Here is a 20,496-nt window from a genome sequence, read left to right on the forward strand (position 1 = left end):
CAGCGATGAGCGAACAGCAGAACGGCAACCGGTCCGGCGACGGCGGCGGACAGGCGGAGACCCGCTACCGCGTCGTCCTCAACGACGAGGAGCAGTACTCGCTCTGGTGGGCCGAGCGCGAACTCCCCGCCGGCTGGACCGCCGAGGGCACCGAGGGCACCCGCGAGGAATGCCTCGCCCGGATCACCGAGGTGTGGACCGACCTGCGCCCCGCCAGCCTGCGCCGGCGCATGTCGGCCGCCCCCGCGGCCTGACCCACCCGCACCGCCGGGCCCGTCCCGGACCGCCAAGGCCTCGGGCACGGCCGACGCCACCCGATCCCGATGAAGGAGAGCACGTGAACGACCGTACGCAGTCGGGATCCGCCCCCGGCCGTCTGCTGCTGCCCGCCCTGTTCAGGGCCCAGGCCGCCCGCACCCCCGAGGCCCCCGCCGTCCTCGGCGCCGACGGGGCCGCCCTCGGCTACGCCGCCCTGGACGGGCTCGCCGTCCGCTACGCCGCGGCCCTGCGCGCCCGCGGAGTGGCCCCCGGCGACTTCGTCGGCGTCTGCCTGCCCCGCGGCCCCGAGCTGATCGCCGCCCTGCTCGGCGTCTGGTTCGCGGGCGCCGGCTACGTCCCCCTCGACCCCAACTACCCCGAGGCCCGCCTCGCCCTGGTCCTGGAGGACGCCGGCGCGGCCGTCGTGCTCGCCTCGCACGGCACCGCCGCCCGGCTGCCCGCCGGCACCACCGTCCTCGACGTCGCCGACGCGCCGCGGACCGTACCGGACGAGGAGGCCGCCGCCTTCCCGCTGGCCCCCGACGCCGCCCGCCCCGCGTACGTCCTGCACACCTCCGGCTCCACCGGCCGCCCCAAGGGCGTCCTGGTCCCGCACGGCGGCATCGCCAACCGGGTCCGCTGGCTGGCCCACCGCCACAAGCTCGGCGCCACCGACCGCTTCCTGCTGAAGACCACCATCGGCTTCGACGCCGCCGGCCTGGAGGTCTTCTCCCCGCTGATCAGCGGGGGAGCGGTCGCCGTCGCCCCCGAGGACGCCGAACGCGACCCGGCCGCCCTGCTGCGCGCCGTCGCCGCGCACGGGGTCACCGTCCTGCAGGGCGTGCCCTCCGTCTACCGGCGCCTGGTCGAACAGGCCGGCCGGGAGGACGCCGGAGCCCTGCGGCTGATCTTCAGCGCGGGCGAGCCGCTGCACGCCGAACTCTGCCGGGCGCTCGCCGAGCTGGCCCCCCGCGCCGAGATCTGGAACACCTACGGACCCACCGAGGCCTCCGTCGACGTCACCGAACACCGCTGGGACCCGGCCCAGCAGACCGGCGCCGTCCCCATCGGCCGCCCCATCGCCCACATGCGGGCCCTCGTCCTCGACCCGGCCGGCCGGCCCGTCCCCGTCGGCGTCCCCGGCGAACTGCACGCCGGCGGCGTCGGCCTCGCCCTCGGCTACCAGGGCCGCCCCGACCAGACCGCCGAACGCTTCGTGCCCGACCCGTACGGCGCGCCCGGCGAGCGGCTCTACCGCACCGGCGACCGCGTCCGCTGGCTCGCCGACGGCACCCTGGAGTACCTCGGCCGCCTCGACCACCAGGTCAAGGTCAACGGCGTCCGCATAGAGACCGGCGAGGTCGAGGCCGCCCTCGCCGCCCACCCCTGGGTCCGCGCCGCCGTCGCCGCCGCCGTCCCCGACGGCTCCGGCGGACACCGCCTCGTCGCCTGGGTCCAGTCCCGCGGCGAGCTGCTGCGCCCCGAGGAACTGCGCACCTTCCTGCGCCGCGCCCTGCCCGACCCGCTGATCCCGTCCGTCTACGTGCCCGTCGCCGAGTTCCCGCTCACCGCCAACGGCAAGATCGACCGCTCCGCCCTGCCCGAGCCGGCCGCCGCGGCCGCCTCCGCCGCCGAGGGCGCGCACGTCCCCGTGCGCACCCCCGCCGAACGCGTCGTCGCCGAGCAGTGGTCCGCCCTCCTCGGCATCCCCGCCGCGCAGATCGGCGCCACCAACGACTTCTTCCAGCTCGGCGGCGCCTCCCTGCTCCTCAGCCGGCTCGCCGAGGCCCTGACCGCCGCCTCCGGCACCCGGGTACCGCTGCGCGCCCTGTTCACCGCCACCACCGTGGAGGCACAGGCCGCCCTGCTCGCCGACGCCCCCGCCCTGGCCGCCGCCGGGGCCGACGCCGACGACGCCGACGACACCGTCCGGCCCGTGGAACGCCCCGCGGCGGGCCTGCCCCTGTCGCCCGGACAGCAGGGCCTGTGGCTGATGGACCGGATGCGCCCCGGCAGCGCCGAGTGGAACGCGCCCGTCTTCATCACCCTGCCGCACGAGTACGCCGACACCACCGTCGCCGCCGCCCTGACCGGCCTCGCCGAACGCCACGAGATCCTGCGCACCCGCTACGTCCTGCGCGGCACTGAACCCGTCCAGATCGCCGACGCCGACGCCCGCGTCGAACTGCGCACCACCCGCGCGGACACGGCGGCCGCCCGGGGCGCCCTGATCGAGGACGAGTTCAGCCGGCCCTTCGACCTGGAGGACGGCCCCGTCTGGCGCGCCCTCAGCGTCCGCGGCGCCGGCTCCCTGCACCTCGTGCTGTCCGTCCACCACATCGCCTGCGACGGCTGGTCCTCCGTCGTCCTCGAACGCGACCTGCTGGCCCTCGCCGCCGCCCACCACCACGGCACCACCGCCGAACTGCCCGCCCTGCCCGTGCAGTACGCCGACCACGCCGCCCACCAGCGGAGCCGGCTGGCCGGATCCGCCGCCGGCGCGGAGCTCTCGTACTGGAAGCAGGCCCTGGAGGGCATCCTCCCCGTCGCCCTGCCCGCCGACCGGCCCCGGCCCGCCGTCCGCGACGGACTCGGCGCCGCCCACGTGTTCACCGTCCCCGCCGGGCTGGCCGAACGGGCCGCCGCCCTCGGGCGCGGCCACGGCGCCACCCTCCAGCAGACCCTGCTGACCGTGTTCGGGACCCTCGTGGCCCGGCTCACCGGCCAGTGGGACGTACCCGTCGGCGTGCCCGTCGCCGGGCGCGAGCGCCCCGAGGTCGCCGACGTCGTCGGCTTCTTCCTCAACACCCTGGTGATGCGCTGCGACGCCCCCGCCGACGCCACCTTCGCGGAGGCACTGGTCCGGGTCCGCGACACCGCCCGGGCCGCCTTCGCCCACCAGGACCTGCCCTTCGACCGGCTCGTCGCCGAGCTGGACGAATCCCGGGACCCCGCCCGCACCCCCCTCTACCAGGTCATGTTCGACCTCCACGAGGAGGGCCGCACCGGCACCGCCACGGCCGCGGACGACGTCGACGCCTTCCGCGGAGCCTGGCGCTCCGCCCGCACCGACCTCACCTTCGTCGTGCAGCGGCAGGCCGACGGCTCCCTGCTCGGCATGGTCGAGTACGCCACCTCCCTCTTCGACGCCGCCACCGTCGAACGGTTCGCCGCCGGCTGGGTCCGGCTCCTGGAATCCGTCACCGCCGACCCCGGGGTCCGCCTCGGCCGCGCCGACCTGCTCCCGGCCGCGCTGCGCACGGAGCTCCTGGCGCTGGGCCCCGGCGCCCCCGAACCCGGCACCGGCCGGACCGGCGAGGACGCCGTGCACACCGCGATCGCGGCCGTCGCCCGCCGCACCCCGGACGAGACCGCCGTCGTCTGCGGCGGCGAGAGCTGGAGCTACGCCCGGCTGGAACGCCGTGCCGAGGCCTTCGGGCAGCGGCTGCGGGAACTGGGCGCGGGCCCCGAGACCACCGTCGCCGTCATGCTGGGCCGCACCCCCGACCTGATCGCCGCCTACCTCGGCACCTGGAAGGCCGGCGCCGCCTACGTACCGCTCGACCCGGCGGCCCCCGACGACCGCCTCGGCCACGTCCTGCGGGACGCCGGCGCCACCCTGCTGGTCTCCGACCTGGCCGGCGCCACCCGGCTGCGCGGCCACCACGACGGCCCCTGGCTGGCGGTGGACACCGACGCCCGCCTGGCCGCCCTGGCCTCCGGCGGTCCGCAGGGGATCCCGACGGGGGCGGCCCCGGCGGGCCCCCTGCCCGCCGACGCCGCAACGGCCCCGGCCGGGAGCGGCCGCCTGCGTGCCGCCGATGCGACCGGTCCCTCCGGTACGGCGGCCACCGTGCGGCCCGGCGCCGGGCTTGCAGCCTGGGCGCCCAGCGCGGACTTCGCCGCCGCTGCCGGGGCCGCCGCCCTGGCCGCGGCCAGCGACCCCGCGCTCGCCGCCGACGGGCTCGACGCGTGGACCCGTACAGCGCACCGGGCCGAGGGGCCGGCCGAGGGCACGGCCGTGCGGCACGCCGAGGGGCTGCCGTCCTGGCCCACCACACCGCCGGAGGCACCGGCCGACCCGGCCCGCCTCGCGTACATCATGTACACCTCCGGCTCCACCGGCCGCCCCAAGGGCGTCGCCGTCGAGCACCGGACCCTGCTGGCCATGCTCCGCGCCTCGCAGGCCCACCTGGACTTCGGGCAGGGCCCCGACGACGCCTGGCTCGCCCTGGCCCAGCCCACCTTCGACATCTCCTGCACCGAACTGCTGATGCCGCTCGTCGCCGGCGGCCGGGTGGTCCTCGCCCAGGAGCGGGACCTGAACGACCACGCCGCGCAGCTGCGGCTCATCGAGGAGCACGGCGTCAGCCACCTCCAGGTCGCCCCGCCGCACTGGCAGATGCTCATCGACGCGGGCCTCGGCCGGCGCCCGCTCGTCGGCCAGACCGGCGGCGAGCCCTGCCCGCCCGCCCTGGCCCGGGACCTGTCCCGCCGCCTGCTGCGGTTCGTCAACGAGTACGGGCTCACCGAGACCACCATCGCCGCCACCCGCTGGGACGCCCACGACACCGCCACCGCCGTACCCGTCGGCCGCGCCTACCCGCACGTCACCGCCCGCGTCCTGGACGAGTACCTGGAGCCCGTCCCGTACGGCACCACCGGCGAACTCTGCGTCGGCGGCGCCGGTCTGGCCCGCGGCTACCACGGCCGCCCCGACCTGACCGCCGCCGCCTTCGTCCCCGACCCGTACGGAACCCCCGGCGCCCGTCTCTACCGCACCGGCGACCGGGCCCGGATGTCCGCCGACGGCACCATCGAGTTCGCCGGCCGCGCCGACGGCCAGGCCAAGATCCGCGGCCGCCGCGTGGAGACCGGGGAGGTGCAGGCCGTCCTCGCCGAGCACCCCGGCGTCTCGCAGTGCGCCGTCGTCGTGCACGGCAGCGGATCCACCGCCGCGCTCGTCGGCTACTGGGTCCCCGGCGGCCCCACCCCGCCCGGGGACTCCGAACTCCTCGACCACTGCGCCCGCAGCCTGCCGGACTACATGGTCCCCGCGCTGCTGGTGCCCGTACCCGAGATCCCGCTCACCCGGCACAACAAGGTCGACACCAAGGCCCTGCCCGCCCCCGACCTCGCCGCGGCCCTCTCCGACGAGCCGTACACCGCGCCCGAGGGCCCGGTCGAGGAGATCGTCGCCGAGATCTGGGCCGAGGTCCTCGCCGGGGAGGACGGCACCACCCGCCGGATCGGCGCCCGCCAGGGCTTCTTCCGGATCGGCGGGAACTCCGTCCTCGCCGCCCGCGTCATCGCCCGCCTCCACGAGGAGTTCGACGTGGAGATGCCGCTGCGCGCCGTCTTCGAGCACCCCACCGTCGCCGGTCTCGCCGCAGCCGTCGAAGAGGCCGTCCGCCTCGAGATCGAGACCCTCGACCACGCCGAACTCGCCATCGCCCACAGGGAGTACCAGCCGTGACCGCACCCACCGCACCCACGCAGGACGAGCTGCGCGCGGAGCTGCTGCGCAGACGGCTCGCCGGCCGCGCGGGCCGCGCCGCGGGCGGCCCGGCCCGCACCGGGATCCCGCGCGCCGACCGGGGGGCGCCGCTGGCGCTCTCCGCCGGCCAGCGCCAGCTGTGGTTCCTGCACCAGCTCGACCCGGACAGCCCCGAGTACCTGCTGCCGCTCGCCCACCGGCTGCGCGGCCCCCTCGACGAGAGCGCCCTGCGCCGCTCCTTCGACGCACTGGCCGCCCGCCACGAGATCCTGCGCACCCGCTACCTCCTCGACGGCGCCGAACCCCGCCAGGTCGTCGACCCGGCCGGCCCCGTCGACTACGCCGTCACCGAGATCACCGGCGTCGCCGACGCCGACCGGGACGCGGCCGCGGCCGCCTTCGCCCAGGCCCGCGCCACCGAGGTGTTCGACCTGGCCACCCAGGCCCCGCTGCGGGTGCGCCTGCTGCGCCTGGCCGCCGACGACCACGTCCTGGTCGTGGTCATGCACCACATCGCCTGCGACGCGCTGACCCGGCCGCTGCTCCTCGCCGACCTGGCCGCCTGCTACCGGGCCGCGGGGACCACCACCGGCCCGCTGGACGGCGTACTGCCCGAACCGCCCGTCCAGTACGCCGACTACGCGGCCTGGATGAACGCCCGCCAGAGCGGCCCCGCCGCCGAGGCCGCCCTCGACTGGTGGCGCGGGCAGCTCGCCGGCACCGAACCGCTCGGCCTGCCCACCGACCGGCCCCGGCCCTCCGTCCGCGGCTGGGCCGGCGCCGTCGCCGGGTTCGACGTGCCCGCCGCCACCGCCGCCCGCCTGCGCACCCTCGCCGAACAGGAGGGCGCCACCCTCTTCATGGTCCTGCTCAGCGCCTACCAGGCGCTGCTCGGCCGCTACACCGGCAAGCGGGACGTCAGCGTCGGCACCGCCGTCTCCGGCCGCACCCGCCCCGAACTCCAGCAGATGGCCGGCTACGCCTACAACAGCCTCGTGCTGCGCGGCCGCTGGCAGGGCGACCCGTCCTTCCGCGAGCTGCTCGCCGGCAACCGCACCGCCGTCCTGGACGCCTTCGACCACCAGGACACCCCCTTCGACCGGATCGCCGACGAGCTGGAGCCCGAACGCGACCTGTCCACCACCCCGCTCTTCCAGGTGATGTTCGACCTGGCCTCCGGCCAGGGCTCCGACAGCCCCGACCTGCCCGGCCTCACGGCCGGCCCGGTCGCCGCCAGCGGCCGGATCGCCCGCTTCGACCTCACCATGCACCTCGCCGAACGCCCCGACGGTTCCCTGCACGGCGCCCTGGAGTACGCCACCGACCTGTTCGAGGCCGCCACCGCCGACCGGATCACCGGCCACTACGCCGCGCTGCTCGCCGCCGTCGCCGAGGACCCCGGCGCCCCCCTGTCCGCCCTGGAGTTCATCGGCGGCGCCGAGCGCGCCCTGCTCCTCGACGGCCCCGCCGAGCCCGTCGGCGCCCCCGTGGACGCCGCCGCCCTGCGGCCCGTCTTCGAGACCATCGCCGAGCGGATGGCCGCCACCCCCGGCGCGGTCGCCGTCCGGTACTCCGGCGGCGAGCTCACGTACGCCGAACTCGACGCCCGCGCCGACCGGTTCGCCCGCCGGCTGGTCCAGCTCGGGGTGCGCCCCGACGACACCGTCGGCGTGCTCCTGGACCGCGGCCCCGACCTGGTCGCCGCCCTGCTGGGCATCTGGCGGGCCGCCGCCGCGTACGTGCCGATCGACCCGGGCTACCCCGACGAGCGCATCTCCTTCATGCTCGGCGACACCGGCACCCGGCTCGTCGTCACCCAGACCCGGCACGCGGACCGCTTCGAGGGACCGGACCTGATCGTCGTCGACGACCCGGCCGAGCGGACCGCCCTCGCCACCGCCGACGCCGAACTGCCCGCCGCGTACGACCTCGACCAGCTCGCCTACGTCATCTACACCTCCGGCTCCACCGGCAGGCCCAAGGGCGTCCTCATCGGCCACCGGGGCCTGGCCAACTACCTCACCTGGACCGCCGGCGCCTACGCCTCGGCCGGCACCGGCGGCGCGCCCCTGTTCTCCTCCGTCGCCTTCGACCTCGGCGTCCCCGACCTGTACGCCCCCCTGATGACCGGGCAGAGCGTCCACCTGCTGCCCCAGGACTTCGACACCGCCGACCTGGGCGCGCTGCTCGCGGACGGGGGACCGTACGCCTTCATCAAGCTCACCCCCGGCCACCTCGACCTGCTCTCCCAGCAGCTGGAGCCCGCGCAGGTCCGCGACCTGGCCGGACTGGTCATCGCCGCCGGCGACTCCTTCACCCACCGCCTCGCCGAGCGCTGGGCCGCCGCCGCGGGCCAGGGCGGCACCCGCCTCGCCGCCGAGTACGGCCCCACCGAGATCACCGTCGGGAACTCGGCGCACTTCCTCGCCGCCGACGGCGCCCCCCACGGCCCCGTCACCACCGAACTCGTCTCCATCGGCCGGGCCATCCCGAACACCACCATGTACGTCCTCGACGAGCAGCTGCGGCCGCTGCCGCTGGGCGTCCCCGGCGAGGTGTGGATCGGCGGCACCGGCCTGGCCCGCGGCTACGCCGGCCGCCCCGACCTGACCGCCGAACGCTTCCTGCCCGACCCGTACGGAGCCCCCGGCGCCCGCATCTACCGCACCGGCGACCTCGCCAGGGTCCTGCCCGACGGCAGCCTCGACTTCGTCGCCCGCATCGACCACCAGGTCAAACTCCGCGGCTACCGCATCGAACTCGGCGAGATCGAGACCGCCCTGACCGCGCTGCCCGCCGTCGCGGAGGCCGTCGCCCTCGTCCGCGAGGACACCCCCGGCGACAAGCAGCTCGTCGCCTACCTCGTCCCCGCCCCCGGCGCCGACGGGACCGCGCTCGCCCCCGCCGCACTCAAGGACGCGCTGGCCGAGGCCCTGCCCGCCTACATGATCCCCTCCGCCTACCTGAGCCTGGACGCCCTCCCGCTGACCGCCAACGGCAAGCTCGACCGGCGCGCCCTGCCCGCCCCCGGCCGCGAGGCCACCGCCGTCGGCGAGCACGTCGAGGCCCGCGACGCCGCCGAGGCCTCCATCGCCGCCGTCTGGGCCCAGGTCCTCGGCCTGGAGAAGGTCGGCGTCCACGACAACTACTTCGACCTCGGCGGCGACTCCATCCGCGCCGTCTCCCTCGTCGGCGCCCTGCGCGAGGCCGGCTGGGAGACCAGCGTCCGCGACGTCTTCGAACACCGCACCGTCGCCAAGCTCCGCGCCGCCCTCGGCGACCAGGCCGGCGACGGCTCCGCCGAACGGGCCGACGGGCCCGTCGCCCCCTTCGCCCTGATCTCCGAGGAGGACCGGCTCACCCTGCCCGCCGACGTCACCGACGCCTACCCGGTCTCCCGGATCCAGGCCGGAATGCTCGTCGAGATGCACGGCCGCAGCGGCGAGAACCGCTACCACAACATCACCTCCTTCCGGATCCGCGACGCGCTCCCCTTCGACCCCGAGGTCTTCCGGCGCGCCGCCGACCTGATCGTCGAACGCCACGAGGTGATGCGGACCTCCTTCGCCATGGCCGGCTACAGCGAGCCCCTCCAGCTCGTCCACGCCGTCGGCACCGTCTCCATGCCCTGCGTCTTCGAGGACCTGCGCCACCTGCCCCGCGAGGACCGCGAGTCCACCCTGTGGTCCTTCGCCGACCGCGACCGCGAGGAGCTGTTCGACCTCACCGCCGCCCCCCTCATGCGGATGGCCGTCCACCTCGTCGACGACGAGAGCTGGTGGCTGTCCATCACCGAGTGCCACCCCGTCATCGAGGGCTGGAGCTACCACTCCCAGCTGATGGAACTGCTCCGCGCCTACAACGCGATGCGCGCCGGCGGCGAACCCGAACCGGCCCCGCCCGTCCCGGCCGTCCGCTACGCCGACTTCATCGCCGGCGAACTGCGCTCCCTGGCCAGTACCGAGGACCGCGACTACTGGCGCGAACTCGTCGACACCCACGAGAAGTTCACCATCCCCACCGGCTGGGGCGGCGACCCGCACGGCATCGACGAGCGCTACCGCATCGACATCGACCTCGCCGAGGCCGAGCCGGGCCTGCGCGCCCTCGCCTCGGCCGCGCAGGTCCCGTACAAGAGCGTCCTGCACGCCGCGCACAGCAAGGTCCTGTCGATGCTGACCCGGGCCGGAGCCTTCCGCGGCGGCATGGTCGCCGACGCCCGCCCCGAGGAGGCCGGCGCCGAGCGCGTCTCCGGCATGTACCTCAACTCCGTGCCCTTCCCCTACCGCACGGGCGCCGCGACCTGGGGCGAGCTGGCCCAGGAGGTGTTCGCCCGCGAGGTCTCGCTGTGGCCGCACCGCCGCTACCCGATGCCCGCCATGCGCGTGCCCGGCGGCGAGAGCCACCTGATCGACGTGCTCTTCCACTACCTCGACTTCCACCAGGTCGACGTGGAGCTCATCGACATCATGGCCAGCCGCGACGACAGCCCCAACGAGTTCCCGCTCGTCGTCGGCACCCCGGTGCGCGGCCACATGTCGATCGCCTCCCGTACGAGGACCCTCGCCAAGGCCAACGCCGAACGCCTCGCCGGGCTCTACCAGGCCGTGCTCGCCGAGATGGCCCGCACCGGCGCCGACGGGGACGCCACCGGCGCCTTCCCCACCGCCTGCGAGAAGGCCCGCCTGGCCGCGCCGCCGCTGCCGCACCCCGAGACCCCGGTGGACGTCCTCACCGGCTTCGAGGCACGGGCCGCCCGCACCCCGTGGGCCACCGCCCTCACCGGCGCCGGCACCCCCGGCACCTCGTACGCCGAGCTCGACGAGCGGGCCAACCGCATCGCCCGCAGGCTGCGCGCCCTCGGCGCCGGCCCCGAGACCCGGGTCGCCGTCCTGCTGGACCGCGGACCCGAACTGGTGGCAGCCCTGCTCGGCGTGTGGAAGGCCGGCGCGGCGCAGCTCCCGGTCGACCCCTGCACCCCGGACGCCCGGATCGCCGCCCTCGGCTTCGAACTGGCCCTCACGCAGGCCTCGTACGCCGGACGCTTCGCCGGGATCCTGCCCGAGGGGCGGGTGCTCGCCGCCGAGGACGTCTCCCACGAGGGCGACGGGAGCCCGCTCGGCCTCGGCCTGGACCCGGACCGGCTGGCGTACGTCCTGCACACCTCCGGCTCCACCGGCACCCCCAAGGGCGTCGAGGTCACCCACCGCGCCCTCGCCCACTACCTCGACTGGGCCGTACGGGCCTACGCGGAGGCGGGCACCGGCGGCGCCCCCTGGTTCACCTCCGTCGGCTTCGACCTGGGCATGCCCGCCCTGTACGCGCCGCTGCTCACCGGGCAGCCGGTGCACCTGCTGCCGCAGGACTGGCAGCCGGGCGAGTTCGGTCCGCTGCTGATGGCCGGGGCCCCGTACTCCTTCGTCGGGCTGACCCCCGGCCACCTCCAGCTGCTGGAGGCGCAGCTCACCGACAGCGAACTCGGCGGCCTCGCCGGGATCACCGTCTGCGCCGGCGACGCCTACCCGACCGCCCAGGCCGAGCGGGTCTCCGCCCGGATCGCCGCGGCCGGCGGGCGGATGCTGCTCGGCGCCGAGTACGGGCCCACCGAGGCCACCGTCGCCGCCACCTTCGGGTACGTCCGCCCGAACACCGGGCGGACGCTGGTCCCGCTGGGCTCCAACCTGCCCGGGGTGCTGCTGCGGATCCTCGACGAGCGGCTGCGGCCCGTGCCCGACGGCATCGCCGGCGAGGTCTGGCTCGGCGGCGAGGGGCTGGCGCGCGGCTACGCCGGACAGCCCGCACTCACCGCTGAATCGTTCCTGCCGGACCCGTACGGACTCCCCGGCACCCGCATCTACCGCACCGGCGACCTGGCCCGCCTCCTGCCCGGCGGGATCCTGGAGTTCACCGGGCGCGCCGACGAGCAGGTCAAGATCCGCGGCCACCGCGTCGAACCCGGCGAGGCCGAAGCCGCCCTGACCGCCGACCCGGCCGTCCGCGAGGCCCTCGTCACCCCCGTGGACGCCGCCGACGGCGGCAAGCGGCTCGCCGCCTGGGTGGTACCCGCCGACGGGGCGCCCGTCGAGGTGGCAGCCCTGCGCGACCGGCTGCGTACCGTCCTGCCCGCCGCCGTCATCCCGGCCACCGTCACCGTCGTCGCACAGCTCCCGCTGACCGCGAACGGCAAGCGCGACAAGGCCGCCCTGGCCTCCCGCCAGGCCACCGCGACCCCGCTGCCCTACACCGCCCCCCGCACCGACCTGGAGAAGGTGCTCGCCGAGGTCTGGTCCGAGGTCCTCGGCCTCGAACAGGTCGGCGTCCACGACGACTTCCGCGACCTCGGCGGGGACTCCCTGCTGGTCGCACCCCTGCTCGTCACCGCCCGCCGGCACGGACTGGCCCTCGACCTGGCCACCGCGCTCCGCAACCACACCGTCGCCCAGACCGCCACCGCGCTCGAAGCCGCCGCCGCCCGCCAGGCCGGCGCAGACCACCCCCGGAAGGGCTGATCCGATGGACCGCCACACCACCGACCGGCAGGGCCGCCGCCCCGCCCGCCACCTGATCTCCATCGACGACCTCACCGACCTGGACCTGCGCCGCATCGTCGCCCGCGGAGCCCAGTTCTCGGCGGGCACCGCCACCGGCTCCGACGCCCTCGACGGCCTCGTCGCCGGCATCTACTTCGCCAAGACCTCCACCCGCACCCGCACCGCCTTCTCCTCCGGCGCCCTGCGCGTCGGCGCCCGCATCGTCGCCTACGGCCCCGGCGACCTCCAGCTCAACACGGGGGAGTCCGTCGAGGACACCGGCCGCGTCCTGTCCGGCATGCTCGACGTCCTCGTCGCCCGCACCGCCGGCCCCGAGGCCGAACTGCGCGGCTGGGCCGCCCAGGGCCGGATGGCCGTCGTCAACGCCATGAGCGCCGAGGAACACCCCACCCAGGCCCTCACCGACCTCACCACCCTGCTGCGCCACTTCGGCCGGATCGAGGGGCTGCGCATCCTGTACGTCGGCGAGGGCAACAACACCGCCGCCGCCCTGGCCCTGGCCCTCACCCGCTTCCCGGGCGTCCACTTCGAGCTGCGCACCCCGCCCGGCTACGGGCTGCTGCCCTCCATCACCCGGCGGGCGCTGGCCCAGGCCGAGCGCACCGGCGCGGTGCTCGTGGAGCGGCACGACATGGACGTGCTGCCCGAGGGCTTCGACGTGGTCTACACGACGCGCTGGCAGACCACGGGCACCGAGAAGCCGGACGCGAACTGGCGGGAGGTCTTCGCCCCGTTCCAGGTCACCGCCGGCCTGTGGGAGACCAGCCCGCGCGCCGCCTTCATGCACGACCTGCCCGCCCACCGGGGCGAGGAGGTCACCGCGGAGGTGCTGGACGGGCCGATGAGCATCGCCTTCGCCCAGGCCACCAACAAGATGCACAGCGCCATGGCGGTCCTGGAGCACACCCACTCCGGCCCGGACACGGACCCTGACGCGGACGCCGCCCACGACCTGGCCGGGCTCCGCCCCGCCCTGGCCGTACGGTGACCCCGCCGCCGAAGACGGCGACCGACCCGGCGGTCCTCCAGTGGCACCTGAACGCCTCCGGTGACGGGACCCCGGGAGAGGCCGCCCCCGCCGGGGCCACCCCGCAGGCCGGGGCGACCCTGACGGAGGGAACCCCGCCGGCACCTGCCGGGGCGCCGGCCGACGCCGACGCCGAGGCCGGGGCCGGGGCCGGGGCAACGGCCGAGGCCGGGGCCGACGCCGAGGCCGGGAGCGGGAACCCCGCCGGGGGAGGCGAGGCGGCCGTACCGCTGCGGCGGAACCGGGACTTCTCGCTGCTCTGGGGCGGTGCCGGGCTGTCGCTGCTCGCCGGGCGGGCCACCGCCGTCGCCTACCCGCTCACCGTGCTCTGGCTCACCGGCTCGCCCGGCGACGCCGGCCTGGTCGGCACCGCCCTGCTCCTCCCGCAGCTCCTCGTCCAGCTCCCCGGCGGCGCCCTCGTCGACCGCTGGGACCGGCGCCGGATCATGCTCGGCGCCGGCCTCGGACAGGCGCTCGTCGCCGGGGCGGTCGCGGCACTGCTGCTCAGCGGACACGTCTGGCTGTGGGCCCTGCTCGCCGCCGCCTTCGTGGAGGGAACCCTCGGCGTCCTGCACCAGCTCGCCGAGCGGGCCGCCGTCCCCGCCGTCGTCCCCGCCGAACAGCTCCCCGCCGCCCTTACCGGCAACGAGGCCCGCACCCGCGGCGCGGCCATCGCCGGCCAGCCCCTGGGCAGCGGCCTGGTCGCCCTCGGGGCCTCCTTCCCCTACGTGGCGGCACTCGTCGGCCAGCTCGCCTCCGTCGCCCTGCTGTTCGGGGTCCGGGGCAAGCTCCAGACCGAGCGCACCGGCCCGCGCCCCGACCTCCTCGCGGACGTCAAGGAGGGCCTCGTCTGGATGTGGCGCCAGCACTTCCTGCGCGCCGTCATGGCCGCCGTGGCCGTCTCCAACCTCCTCTTCCAGGGCCTCAACCTCGCGGTGATGACCGGGATCCAGGAGAACGGCGGCTCGCAGTTCGAGATCGGCCTCGTCCTCTCGCTGAGCGGGGCCGGCGGTCTCGTCGGCGCCATCAGCGGCGGCTGGTGGGCCACCCGGTTCTCCCTGCGCGCCCTGGTCCTGGGCGGACTGGCCGTCTGGACCGCGCTCATGGTGCCCGTCGCCGTCCTGCGCGACCCCTTCGCCCTCGGCGCCCTCTTCGCGGCCAGCGGCTACGTCGGCGGCGTCTTCAACGTCGCCGGCGGGGTGTTCATGGTCCGCGTCGCCCCCGACCGGATGCGGGGGAGGGCCAACTCCCTCGCCATGCTGGTCGGCGGCGGGGCCATGGCCGCCGGACCCGTCGCCGCGGGCTTCGCCCTGGAGGCGTACGGGCCAGCCCGTACCGTCCTCGGCCTCAGCGCCGCCATGGGCCTCACCGCGCTCGCCGCGCTGCTCTCGCCCGCCCTGCGCCGCAACCCCCTGGAGGCGTAGCCGCCCCCGGACCCGTCCGTATCCGAACCCGGGCAGGCCCCCGCCCAGGGGGCCTGCGCGGCCGCGTTCCCGGGGGCCCGGACAGACGTACGGAACGTATAGAGCGGCCATAGCGGGCCACGGAAAAGTACAGGTCATCGCAGTCCCCCGAATGCCCGTCCGCATCCGCGCCAGACCCCGAAGGAGCACGACCATGCCGCTCAACTCCATGGACCGGAGGAGCGTCCTGCGGACCGCCCTCGGCGTCGCCGGAGCCGCCGCCACCGTCGGCCTCGTCGGCGCGACGCCGGCCGCCGCCCACGGCCGCCACCGCCCGGAGCTGCCCAAGGTCGAGGGCCTGGTCGGCGACCGCTGGGCGAGCGAGTTCTGGTACGACTACGACGAGATGTCGTACTACAACCCCAGCGCGGAGATGAAGGCCGCGGTCGGGGCGATCACCGCCCCCTTCGGCGGGTTCACCAAGTCGTACGACGCCTGGGTCGCCACCCGCAAGGGCGGCCGCTACCCGCGCAGCTGGATGGAGATCATCCAGCCGAACCGCGCCCACTTCGAACTGCTCTCCCGCGAGCAGAAGAAGGTCTACGACAAGTGGTACGGCCGCGACCCCAAGGGCCTCGTCTTCGCCTTCCAGGAGTTCGGCCAGGGCACCCTGTTCGACCCGCGCCGCCCCGCCGGCAACAAGGTCCACATGATGAACTACACGCCCCCCACCCCCACCCAGGCCTACCACCGCTGGCACGCCTACCTCCAGTCCTTCCAGCTGCTGGACATCGACCGCCGCTTCTGGGCGCACATCAACCGCCTCACCGGCATGGCCTGGGAGCTCCAGTCGATCGGCAAGCCGGTCAACGACGCCAACGACAACAAGCACCTGCCCCGGCACACGGTGAACAAGGTCACCGCCAAGTGGCTGTGCCGCTCCGACGCCAAGGTCACCGCCGCGTTCGACGTCTGGCCCTACCCCGCCGACCTGGGCAAGTAGCCCCCGCCCGGGGCCCGTCCACCGCACCGGACGGGCCCCGGACCCCACACCCCGGCCCCACATTCCCCATGGCTCAGGAGGATTGGCACACCATGCGAGACACGACCGGATCAGCACCCCGAATCGGCGTCTGGATGGTCGGCGCGCGAGGCTCGGTCGCCACGGCCGCCGTCGCCGGCGCCGCCGCCATCGTCGCGGGTGCCGCCTCCCCCGTCGGGTGCGTCACCGAAACCCCCCCTTTCGCGGACGCACCCCTCCCGGCCCTCGCCGACCTGGTGTTCGGCGGCCACGACGTCGTCGGCACACCGCTGTCGGCGAGGGCCCGGCAGCTCGTGGACGCGGGCGTGCTGCCCGCGTCCGTCCTGGGGGCGCTGGACACCCCGCTGGCCGCCGCCGAACTGGAGATCCGCGACGGATCCGCCCGCCCGGGCGAGCCCCAGTCCGAGACCGCCGCCCGCCTCGCCGAGGACATGGCCGCCTTCCGCGACCGGCACGCCCTCGAACAGGTCGTCGTGGTCAACGTCTCCTCCACGGAGCCGCTGCCCGACCCCGACCCGGCCTTCCTGGACCTCGCCGCCCTCGAAGCGGGCCTCGCCGCCGGCTCGGTGACCCTGCCCGCCAGCTCCCTCTACGCCTACGCCGCCTTCACCGCGGGCTGCTCCTACGTCAACTTCACCCCCTCGGCGGGCGCCAGCCTGCCCGCCCTGGAGGAACTGGCCCGGCTGCGCCGCGTCCCGCACGCCGGCCGCGACGGCAAGACCGGCGAGACCCTCGTCAAGAGCGCCCTCGCGCCCATGTTCACGCAGCGCGCGCTGCGCCTGCGCTCCTGGTCCGGCACCAACCTGCTCGGCGGCGGCGACGGCGCCACCCTCGCCGACCCGGCCGCCGCCCGCTCCAAGACCGAGTCCAAGCAGCGCTCCCTGGAGGAGACCGTCGGGCACGCCGTCCAGGGGCAGACGCACATCGACAACGTCCCCGAGATGGGGGAGTGGAAGACCGCCTGGGACCACATCTCCTTCGAGGGCTTCCTCGGCGTCCGCATGACCATGCAGTTCACCTGGCAGGGCTGCGACTCCGCGCTCGCCGCCCCGCTGGTCCTGGACCTCGTACGGCTCACCGCGCTGGCCGGCCGGCGCGGCGAGGCCGGGGCGCTGGCCCCCCTCGGCTTCTTCTTCAAGGACCCGGCCGGCTCCACCGAGCACAACCTCACCCTCCAGTACGAGACCCTGCGCGCCTGGGCCACCGCCCCGGCCACCGCCCCCGCGCCGGTACGCCCCAACCCGCTGAGCGGGGCCCGGCCGTGACCCCGGCAGCAGCGGGCCCCGCCGCCGGCCCGGCCGCGACGGCCCCCGCGGCCGGGCGGCCCCGCCCCCACGCCACCGCCCCCGGCGGACCGCTGCGCCTGCCGCCCTTCCCCGGCCGGGCCTTCCGGGCCCGCCGCACCCTGCGCGCCTACGCCGAACTGCTCCGGGCGCCCGCCGCGATCACCGTCCCCGGCGACGTCCTCGCCGGGGCGCTGGCCGCGGGGCGCGGTACCGGCCCCCGCACCCTGGGCCTGGCCGGCTCATCCGTCTGCCTCTACTGGGCGGGCATGGCCCTCAACGACTGGGCCGACCGGGAGCAGGACGCCGCCGAGCGGCCCGAACGGCCCCTGCCGTCCGGCCGGATCAGCCCCCGTGCCGCCCTGACCACGGCCGCCGCGCTCACCGCCGCCGGACTGGCGGCGGCCGCCCTCGCCGGCGGGACCCGCACCGTCCTCACCCGGACCCTGCCCCTGGCCGCCGCCGTGTGGGCCTACGACCTCGGGGCCAAGAACACCCCCTTCGGGCCCGCCGTGATGGCCGCCGCCCGCGGCCTCGACGTCCTGCACGGCACCGGCCCCGGCCCCGCCCGCCCGGCCCTCGCACCGGCCGCCGCCGTCGCCGGCCACACCCTGGCCCTGACCCGGCTCAGCCGCCACGAGGTCGCGGGCGCCCCGCCGCACGAGGCGGCCCTGACCGCACTGTCCTCCGCCGCCGCGGCCGCCGGCACCCTCACCCGTGCCGCCGGACCCGTCCAGGGCGCCGCCCTCGCCCTCTACGCCGCCGGCTACGGACCCGCCCTCGCCAGCGCCGTCCGCCACCCCGCCGCCCCCGAGGTGCGGCGGGCCGTCGGCGCCGGCATCCACGCCCTCCTGCCCCTCCAGGCCGCCCTCGCCGCCCGGGCCGGAGCCCCCCGACCCGCCGCCGCGCTCGCCGCCGCCCTGCCGGTGGCGCGCCGGCTCGCCCGGAAGGTCTCCCCGACATGAGCGCACCCGCCGCGCTCCGCTTCGCGTACGGCACCAACGGCCTCGCGGACCACCGCCTCGGCGACGCCCTGCGCCTCCTCGCCGACCTCGGCTACGAGGGCGTCGCGCTGACCCTGGACCACCAGCACCTCGACCCGTACGCCCCCGGACTCGCCGCACGCCTGAACGGGATCCGGCGCGCCCTGGACGACACCGGCCTGGACGTCGTGATCGAGACCGGCGCCCGCTACCTCCTCGACCCGCACCGCAAGCACCGGCCCACCCTGCTGTCCGCCGAACCGGCGGGCCGCGCGCTCCGCCTCGACCTGCTGCGCCGGGCCGTCGGCATCGGCGCGGTCCTGGGCGCCGGTGCCGTGCACTTCTGGAGCGGCACCCCCGACCCGGACACCAGCCGCGAACAGGCCTGGCATCGGCTGGTCGACGGCTGCGCCGAAACCCTCGGGCACGCCGAGGCCGCCGGGATCGACCTGGCCTTCGAACCCGAGCCGGGCATGCTCGTCGCCGACCTCGCCGGCTACCGCAGACTGCTGGCCGACCTCGGCCGGCCCGACCGTTTCCGCCTCACCCTGGACATCGGCCACTGCCGCTGCCTGGAGCCGTGGCCCGTCGCCGGCTGCGTGGCCCTGGCCGCCGACCGCCTCGCCCACGTCCAGATCGAGGACATGCGCCGCGGCACGCACGAGCACCTCCCCTTCGGCGAGGGGGAGATCGACTTCCCGCCCGTCCTGCGCGCCCTCGCCGACACCGGCTACCAGGGCCTCGTCTCCGTCGAACTCCCGCGCCACAGCCACGCCGCAGCGGAGTCGGCCCGCCACAGCATCGCCTTCCTGCACGACGCCGCCGGCCGGCGGCCGCAGCAGCAGACCCCACAGAAGGAGGCCGTACCGGTATGACCGCCCCCACCCTCGCCCCGCCCGCCGCCACCCTCGCGGACAGCACCGTGCACGACGCGCTGACCCTGCGCACCCTCCGCGAGTCCCTCCGCTCCGTCCTCGACCAGGAGCACCGCATCCGGCTCACCGCCGCCGAGGACGCCGTCGCCGCCGAAGGCCCCGCCGCCCTCGACCGGCGCTTCCCCGCCGCCGGACGCGAGTACGGCCGCGGCCCCCTGCCCGGCTGGGCCGACTGGGCCGTCGAGGACGCCGTACGCACCGTCCTGCTGCTCGCCCTGACCCGCTACGGCACCTCCGGCACCGCCCTGACCGCCGAAGCCGCCGACCGGTACGCGCACGGCGACGCCGCCGAACGCCGCGGAGTCCTGCGCGCCCTGCCGTTCCTGCCGGTCGGCGACCGCGCCGTGCACCTCACCGACGACGCCGTGCGCACCAACGACAACCGGCTCATCGCCGCCGCCCTCGGCCCCTACGCCCGCGCCCACCTCGACCAGTACCGCTGGCGCCAGGCCGTCCTCAAGTGCCTGTTCACCGGCATCCCCCTCGCCAAGGTGGCCGGCCTGCACGACCGCCGCGACGCCGAACTCGCCCGGATGGCACACGGCTTCGCCGCCGAACGGCGCGCCGCCGACCGCACCGTGCCGGCCGACCTGTGGCTCGTGGCCACCCTCGACAACTGACGCCCCGCCAACCCCTACCGGAGCCCGACCATGCGCATCTTCGACCCGCACATCCACATGACGTCCCGCACCACGGACGACTACCGGGCGATGCACGCCGCCGGCGTGCGCGCGCTGGTCGAGCCCGCGTTCTGGCTGGGCCAGCCCCGCACCTCCCCCGCCAGCTTCACCGACTACTTCGACGCCCTCCTCGGCTGGGAGCCCTACCGGGCCGCCCAGTTCGGCATCAGCCACCACTGCACCATCGGCCTCAACCCCAAGGAGGCGAACGACCCGCGCTGCACGCCCGTACTGGACCTGCTGCCCCGCTACCTCGCCAAGGACGGGGTCGTCGCCGTCGGCGAGATCGGCTACGACACCGTCACCGAGGCCGAGGACCACGCCTTCGCCGTCCAGCTCGCCCTCGCCGTCGAGTTCGCCCTGCCCGCCCTCGTCCACACCCCGCACCGCGACAAGGCCGGCGGCACCGGACGCTCCCTCGCCGTGATCCGCGAATCCGGCATCGACCCCGGCTTCGTCGTCCTCGACCACCTCAACGAGGTCACCGTCCGCGAGGTCCGCGACTCCGGCTGCTGGATGGGCTTCTCCATCTACCCCGACACCAAGATGACCCCCGACCGCATGGTCGCCATCCTCAAGGAGCACGGCACCGAGCGGATCCTCGTCAACTCCGCCGCCGACTGGGGCCACAGCGACCCGCTGCTCACCCGCGCCACCGCCGAGGCCATGCTCGCCGCCGGCTTCGACGAGGACGACGTGGACCGCGTGCTGTGGCGCAACCCGGTCGCCTTCTACGCCCAGTCGGGCCGCCTCGGCCTCGACGGCTACACGGACGTCCAGGCCGCCGGCCTCTACGCGGGCAACTCCATCGCCCGCGGCGGAAACTGATCAGGAGGA

At 76.0% G+C, this 20,496-nt stretch carries 11 protein-coding genes; all 11 read left to right on the forward strand.

Features of this window, described 5'->3' with window-relative positions; all coding sequences use genetic code 11:
- Nucleotides 1-5 precede the first annotated feature (5 nt).
- The 11 genes from AC07A6_RS01505 to AC07A6_RS01555 all read left to right on the forward strand — a co-directional run bounded on the left by AC07A6_RS01505 (nt 6) and on the right by AC07A6_RS01555 (nt 20,487).
- On the forward strand, nt 6-254 hold the full coding sequence (locus AC07A6_RS01505; RefSeq protein WP_478775611.1) for an MbtH family protein: 249 nt from the start codon (nt 6-8) through the stop codon (nt 252-254).
- A gap of 83 nt (nt 255-337) precedes the next feature.
- A complete protein-coding gene (locus tag AC07A6_RS01510) occupies nt 338-5,734 on the forward strand; it encodes an amino acid adenylation domain-containing protein (protein WP_478775612.1) in 5,397 nt (1,798 codons plus the stop codon).
- Nucleotides 5,731-12,264: an amino acid adenylation domain-containing protein gene (locus tag AC07A6_RS01515; RefSeq protein ID WP_478775613.1), complete on the forward strand. Its 6,534-nt coding sequence runs from the start codon at nt 5,731-5,733 to the stop codon at nt 12,262-12,264. The genes AC07A6_RS01510 and AC07A6_RS01515 overlap by 4 nt, the downstream gene beginning before the upstream one ends.
- Nucleotides 12,265-12,268: 4 nt before the next feature.
- The gene (locus AC07A6_RS01520) at nt 12,269-13,294 is read left to right on the forward strand and encodes an ornithine carbamoyltransferase (protein ID WP_478775614.1); all 1,026 of its coding nucleotides are present in this window, start codon (nt 12,269-12,271) and stop codon (nt 13,292-13,294) included.
- Nucleotides 13,291-14,757 carry an MFS transporter gene (locus tag AC07A6_RS01525; protein WP_478775615.1) on the forward strand — a complete coding sequence of 489 codons (1,467 nt, stop codon included), beginning with the start codon at nt 13,291-13,293 and terminating at the stop codon, nt 14,755-14,757. Before AC07A6_RS01520 ends, AC07A6_RS01525 begins: the two co-directional genes overlap by 4 nt.
- A gap of 193 nt (nt 14,758-14,950) precedes the next feature.
- A complete protein-coding gene (locus AC07A6_RS01530) occupies nt 14,951-15,739 on the forward strand; it encodes a Tat pathway signal sequence domain protein (protein WP_362474152.1) in 789 nt (262 codons plus the stop codon).
- A 92-nt stretch (nt 15,740-15,831) separates the two neighbouring features.
- Nucleotides 15,832-17,043: an inositol-3-phosphate synthase gene (locus tag AC07A6_RS01535; RefSeq protein ID WP_386271287.1), complete on the forward strand. Its 1,212-nt coding sequence runs from the start codon at nt 15,832-15,834 to the stop codon at nt 17,041-17,043.
- The gene (locus tag AC07A6_RS01540) at nt 17,040-18,026 is read left to right on the forward strand and encodes an SCO3242 family prenyltransferase (RefSeq protein WP_478775616.1); all 987 of its coding nucleotides are present in this window, start codon (nt 17,040-17,042) and stop codon (nt 18,024-18,026) included. Before AC07A6_RS01535 ends, AC07A6_RS01540 begins: the two co-directional genes overlap by 4 nt.
- Complete coding sequence (locus tag AC07A6_RS01545) at nt 18,023-18,919, forward strand: sugar phosphate isomerase/epimerase family protein (protein WP_478775617.1); 897 nt, start codon at nt 18,023-18,025, stop codon at nt 18,917-18,919. Before AC07A6_RS01540 ends, AC07A6_RS01545 begins: the two co-directional genes overlap by 4 nt.
- Nucleotides 18,916-19,599 carry an EboA domain-containing protein gene (locus tag AC07A6_RS01550; protein WP_478775618.1) on the forward strand — a complete coding sequence of 228 codons (684 nt, stop codon included), beginning with the start codon at nt 18,916-18,918 and terminating at the stop codon, nt 19,597-19,599. The genes AC07A6_RS01545 and AC07A6_RS01550 overlap by 4 nt, the downstream gene beginning before the upstream one ends.
- 30 nt (nt 19,600-19,629) lie before the next feature.
- The gene (locus AC07A6_RS01555; RefSeq protein ID WP_362474144.1) at nt 19,630-20,487 is read left to right on the forward strand and encodes a TatD family hydrolase; all 858 of its coding nucleotides are present in this window, start codon (nt 19,630-19,632) and stop codon (nt 20,485-20,487) included.
- Nucleotides 20,488-20,496: the final 9 nt, after the last annotated feature.

The sequence above is a fragment of the Streptomyces sp. NPDC044002 genome, assembly GCF_056434525.1.

Bases quoted from the DNA above. Each gene is read 5' to 3' on its own strand.
- AC07A6_RS01505 (WP_478775611.1), top strand. From the start codon at position 6: ATGAGCGAACAGCAGAACGGCAACCGGTCCGGCGACGGCGGCGGACAG.
- AC07A6_RS01520 (WP_478775614.1), top strand. From the start codon at position 12,269: ATGGACCGCCACACCACCGACCGGCAGGGCCGCCGCCCCGCCCGCCAC.
- AC07A6_RS01530 (WP_362474152.1), top strand. From the start codon at position 14,951: ATGCCGCTCAACTCCATGGACCGGAGGAGCGTCCTGCGGACCGCCCTC.
- AC07A6_RS01535 (WP_386271287.1), top strand. From the start codon at position 15,832: ATGCGAGACACGACCGGATCAGCACCCCGAATCGGCGTCTGGATGGTC.
- AC07A6_RS01545 (WP_478775617.1), top strand. From the start codon at position 18,023: ATGAGCGCACCCGCCGCGCTCCGCTTCGCGTACGGCACCAACGGCCTC.
- AC07A6_RS01550 (WP_478775618.1), top strand. From the start codon at position 18,916: ATGACCGCCCCCACCCTCGCCCCGCCCGCCGCCACCCTCGCGGACAGC.
- AC07A6_RS01555 (WP_362474144.1), top strand. From the start codon at position 19,630: ATGCGCATCTTCGACCCGCACATCCACATGACGTCCCGCACCACGGAC.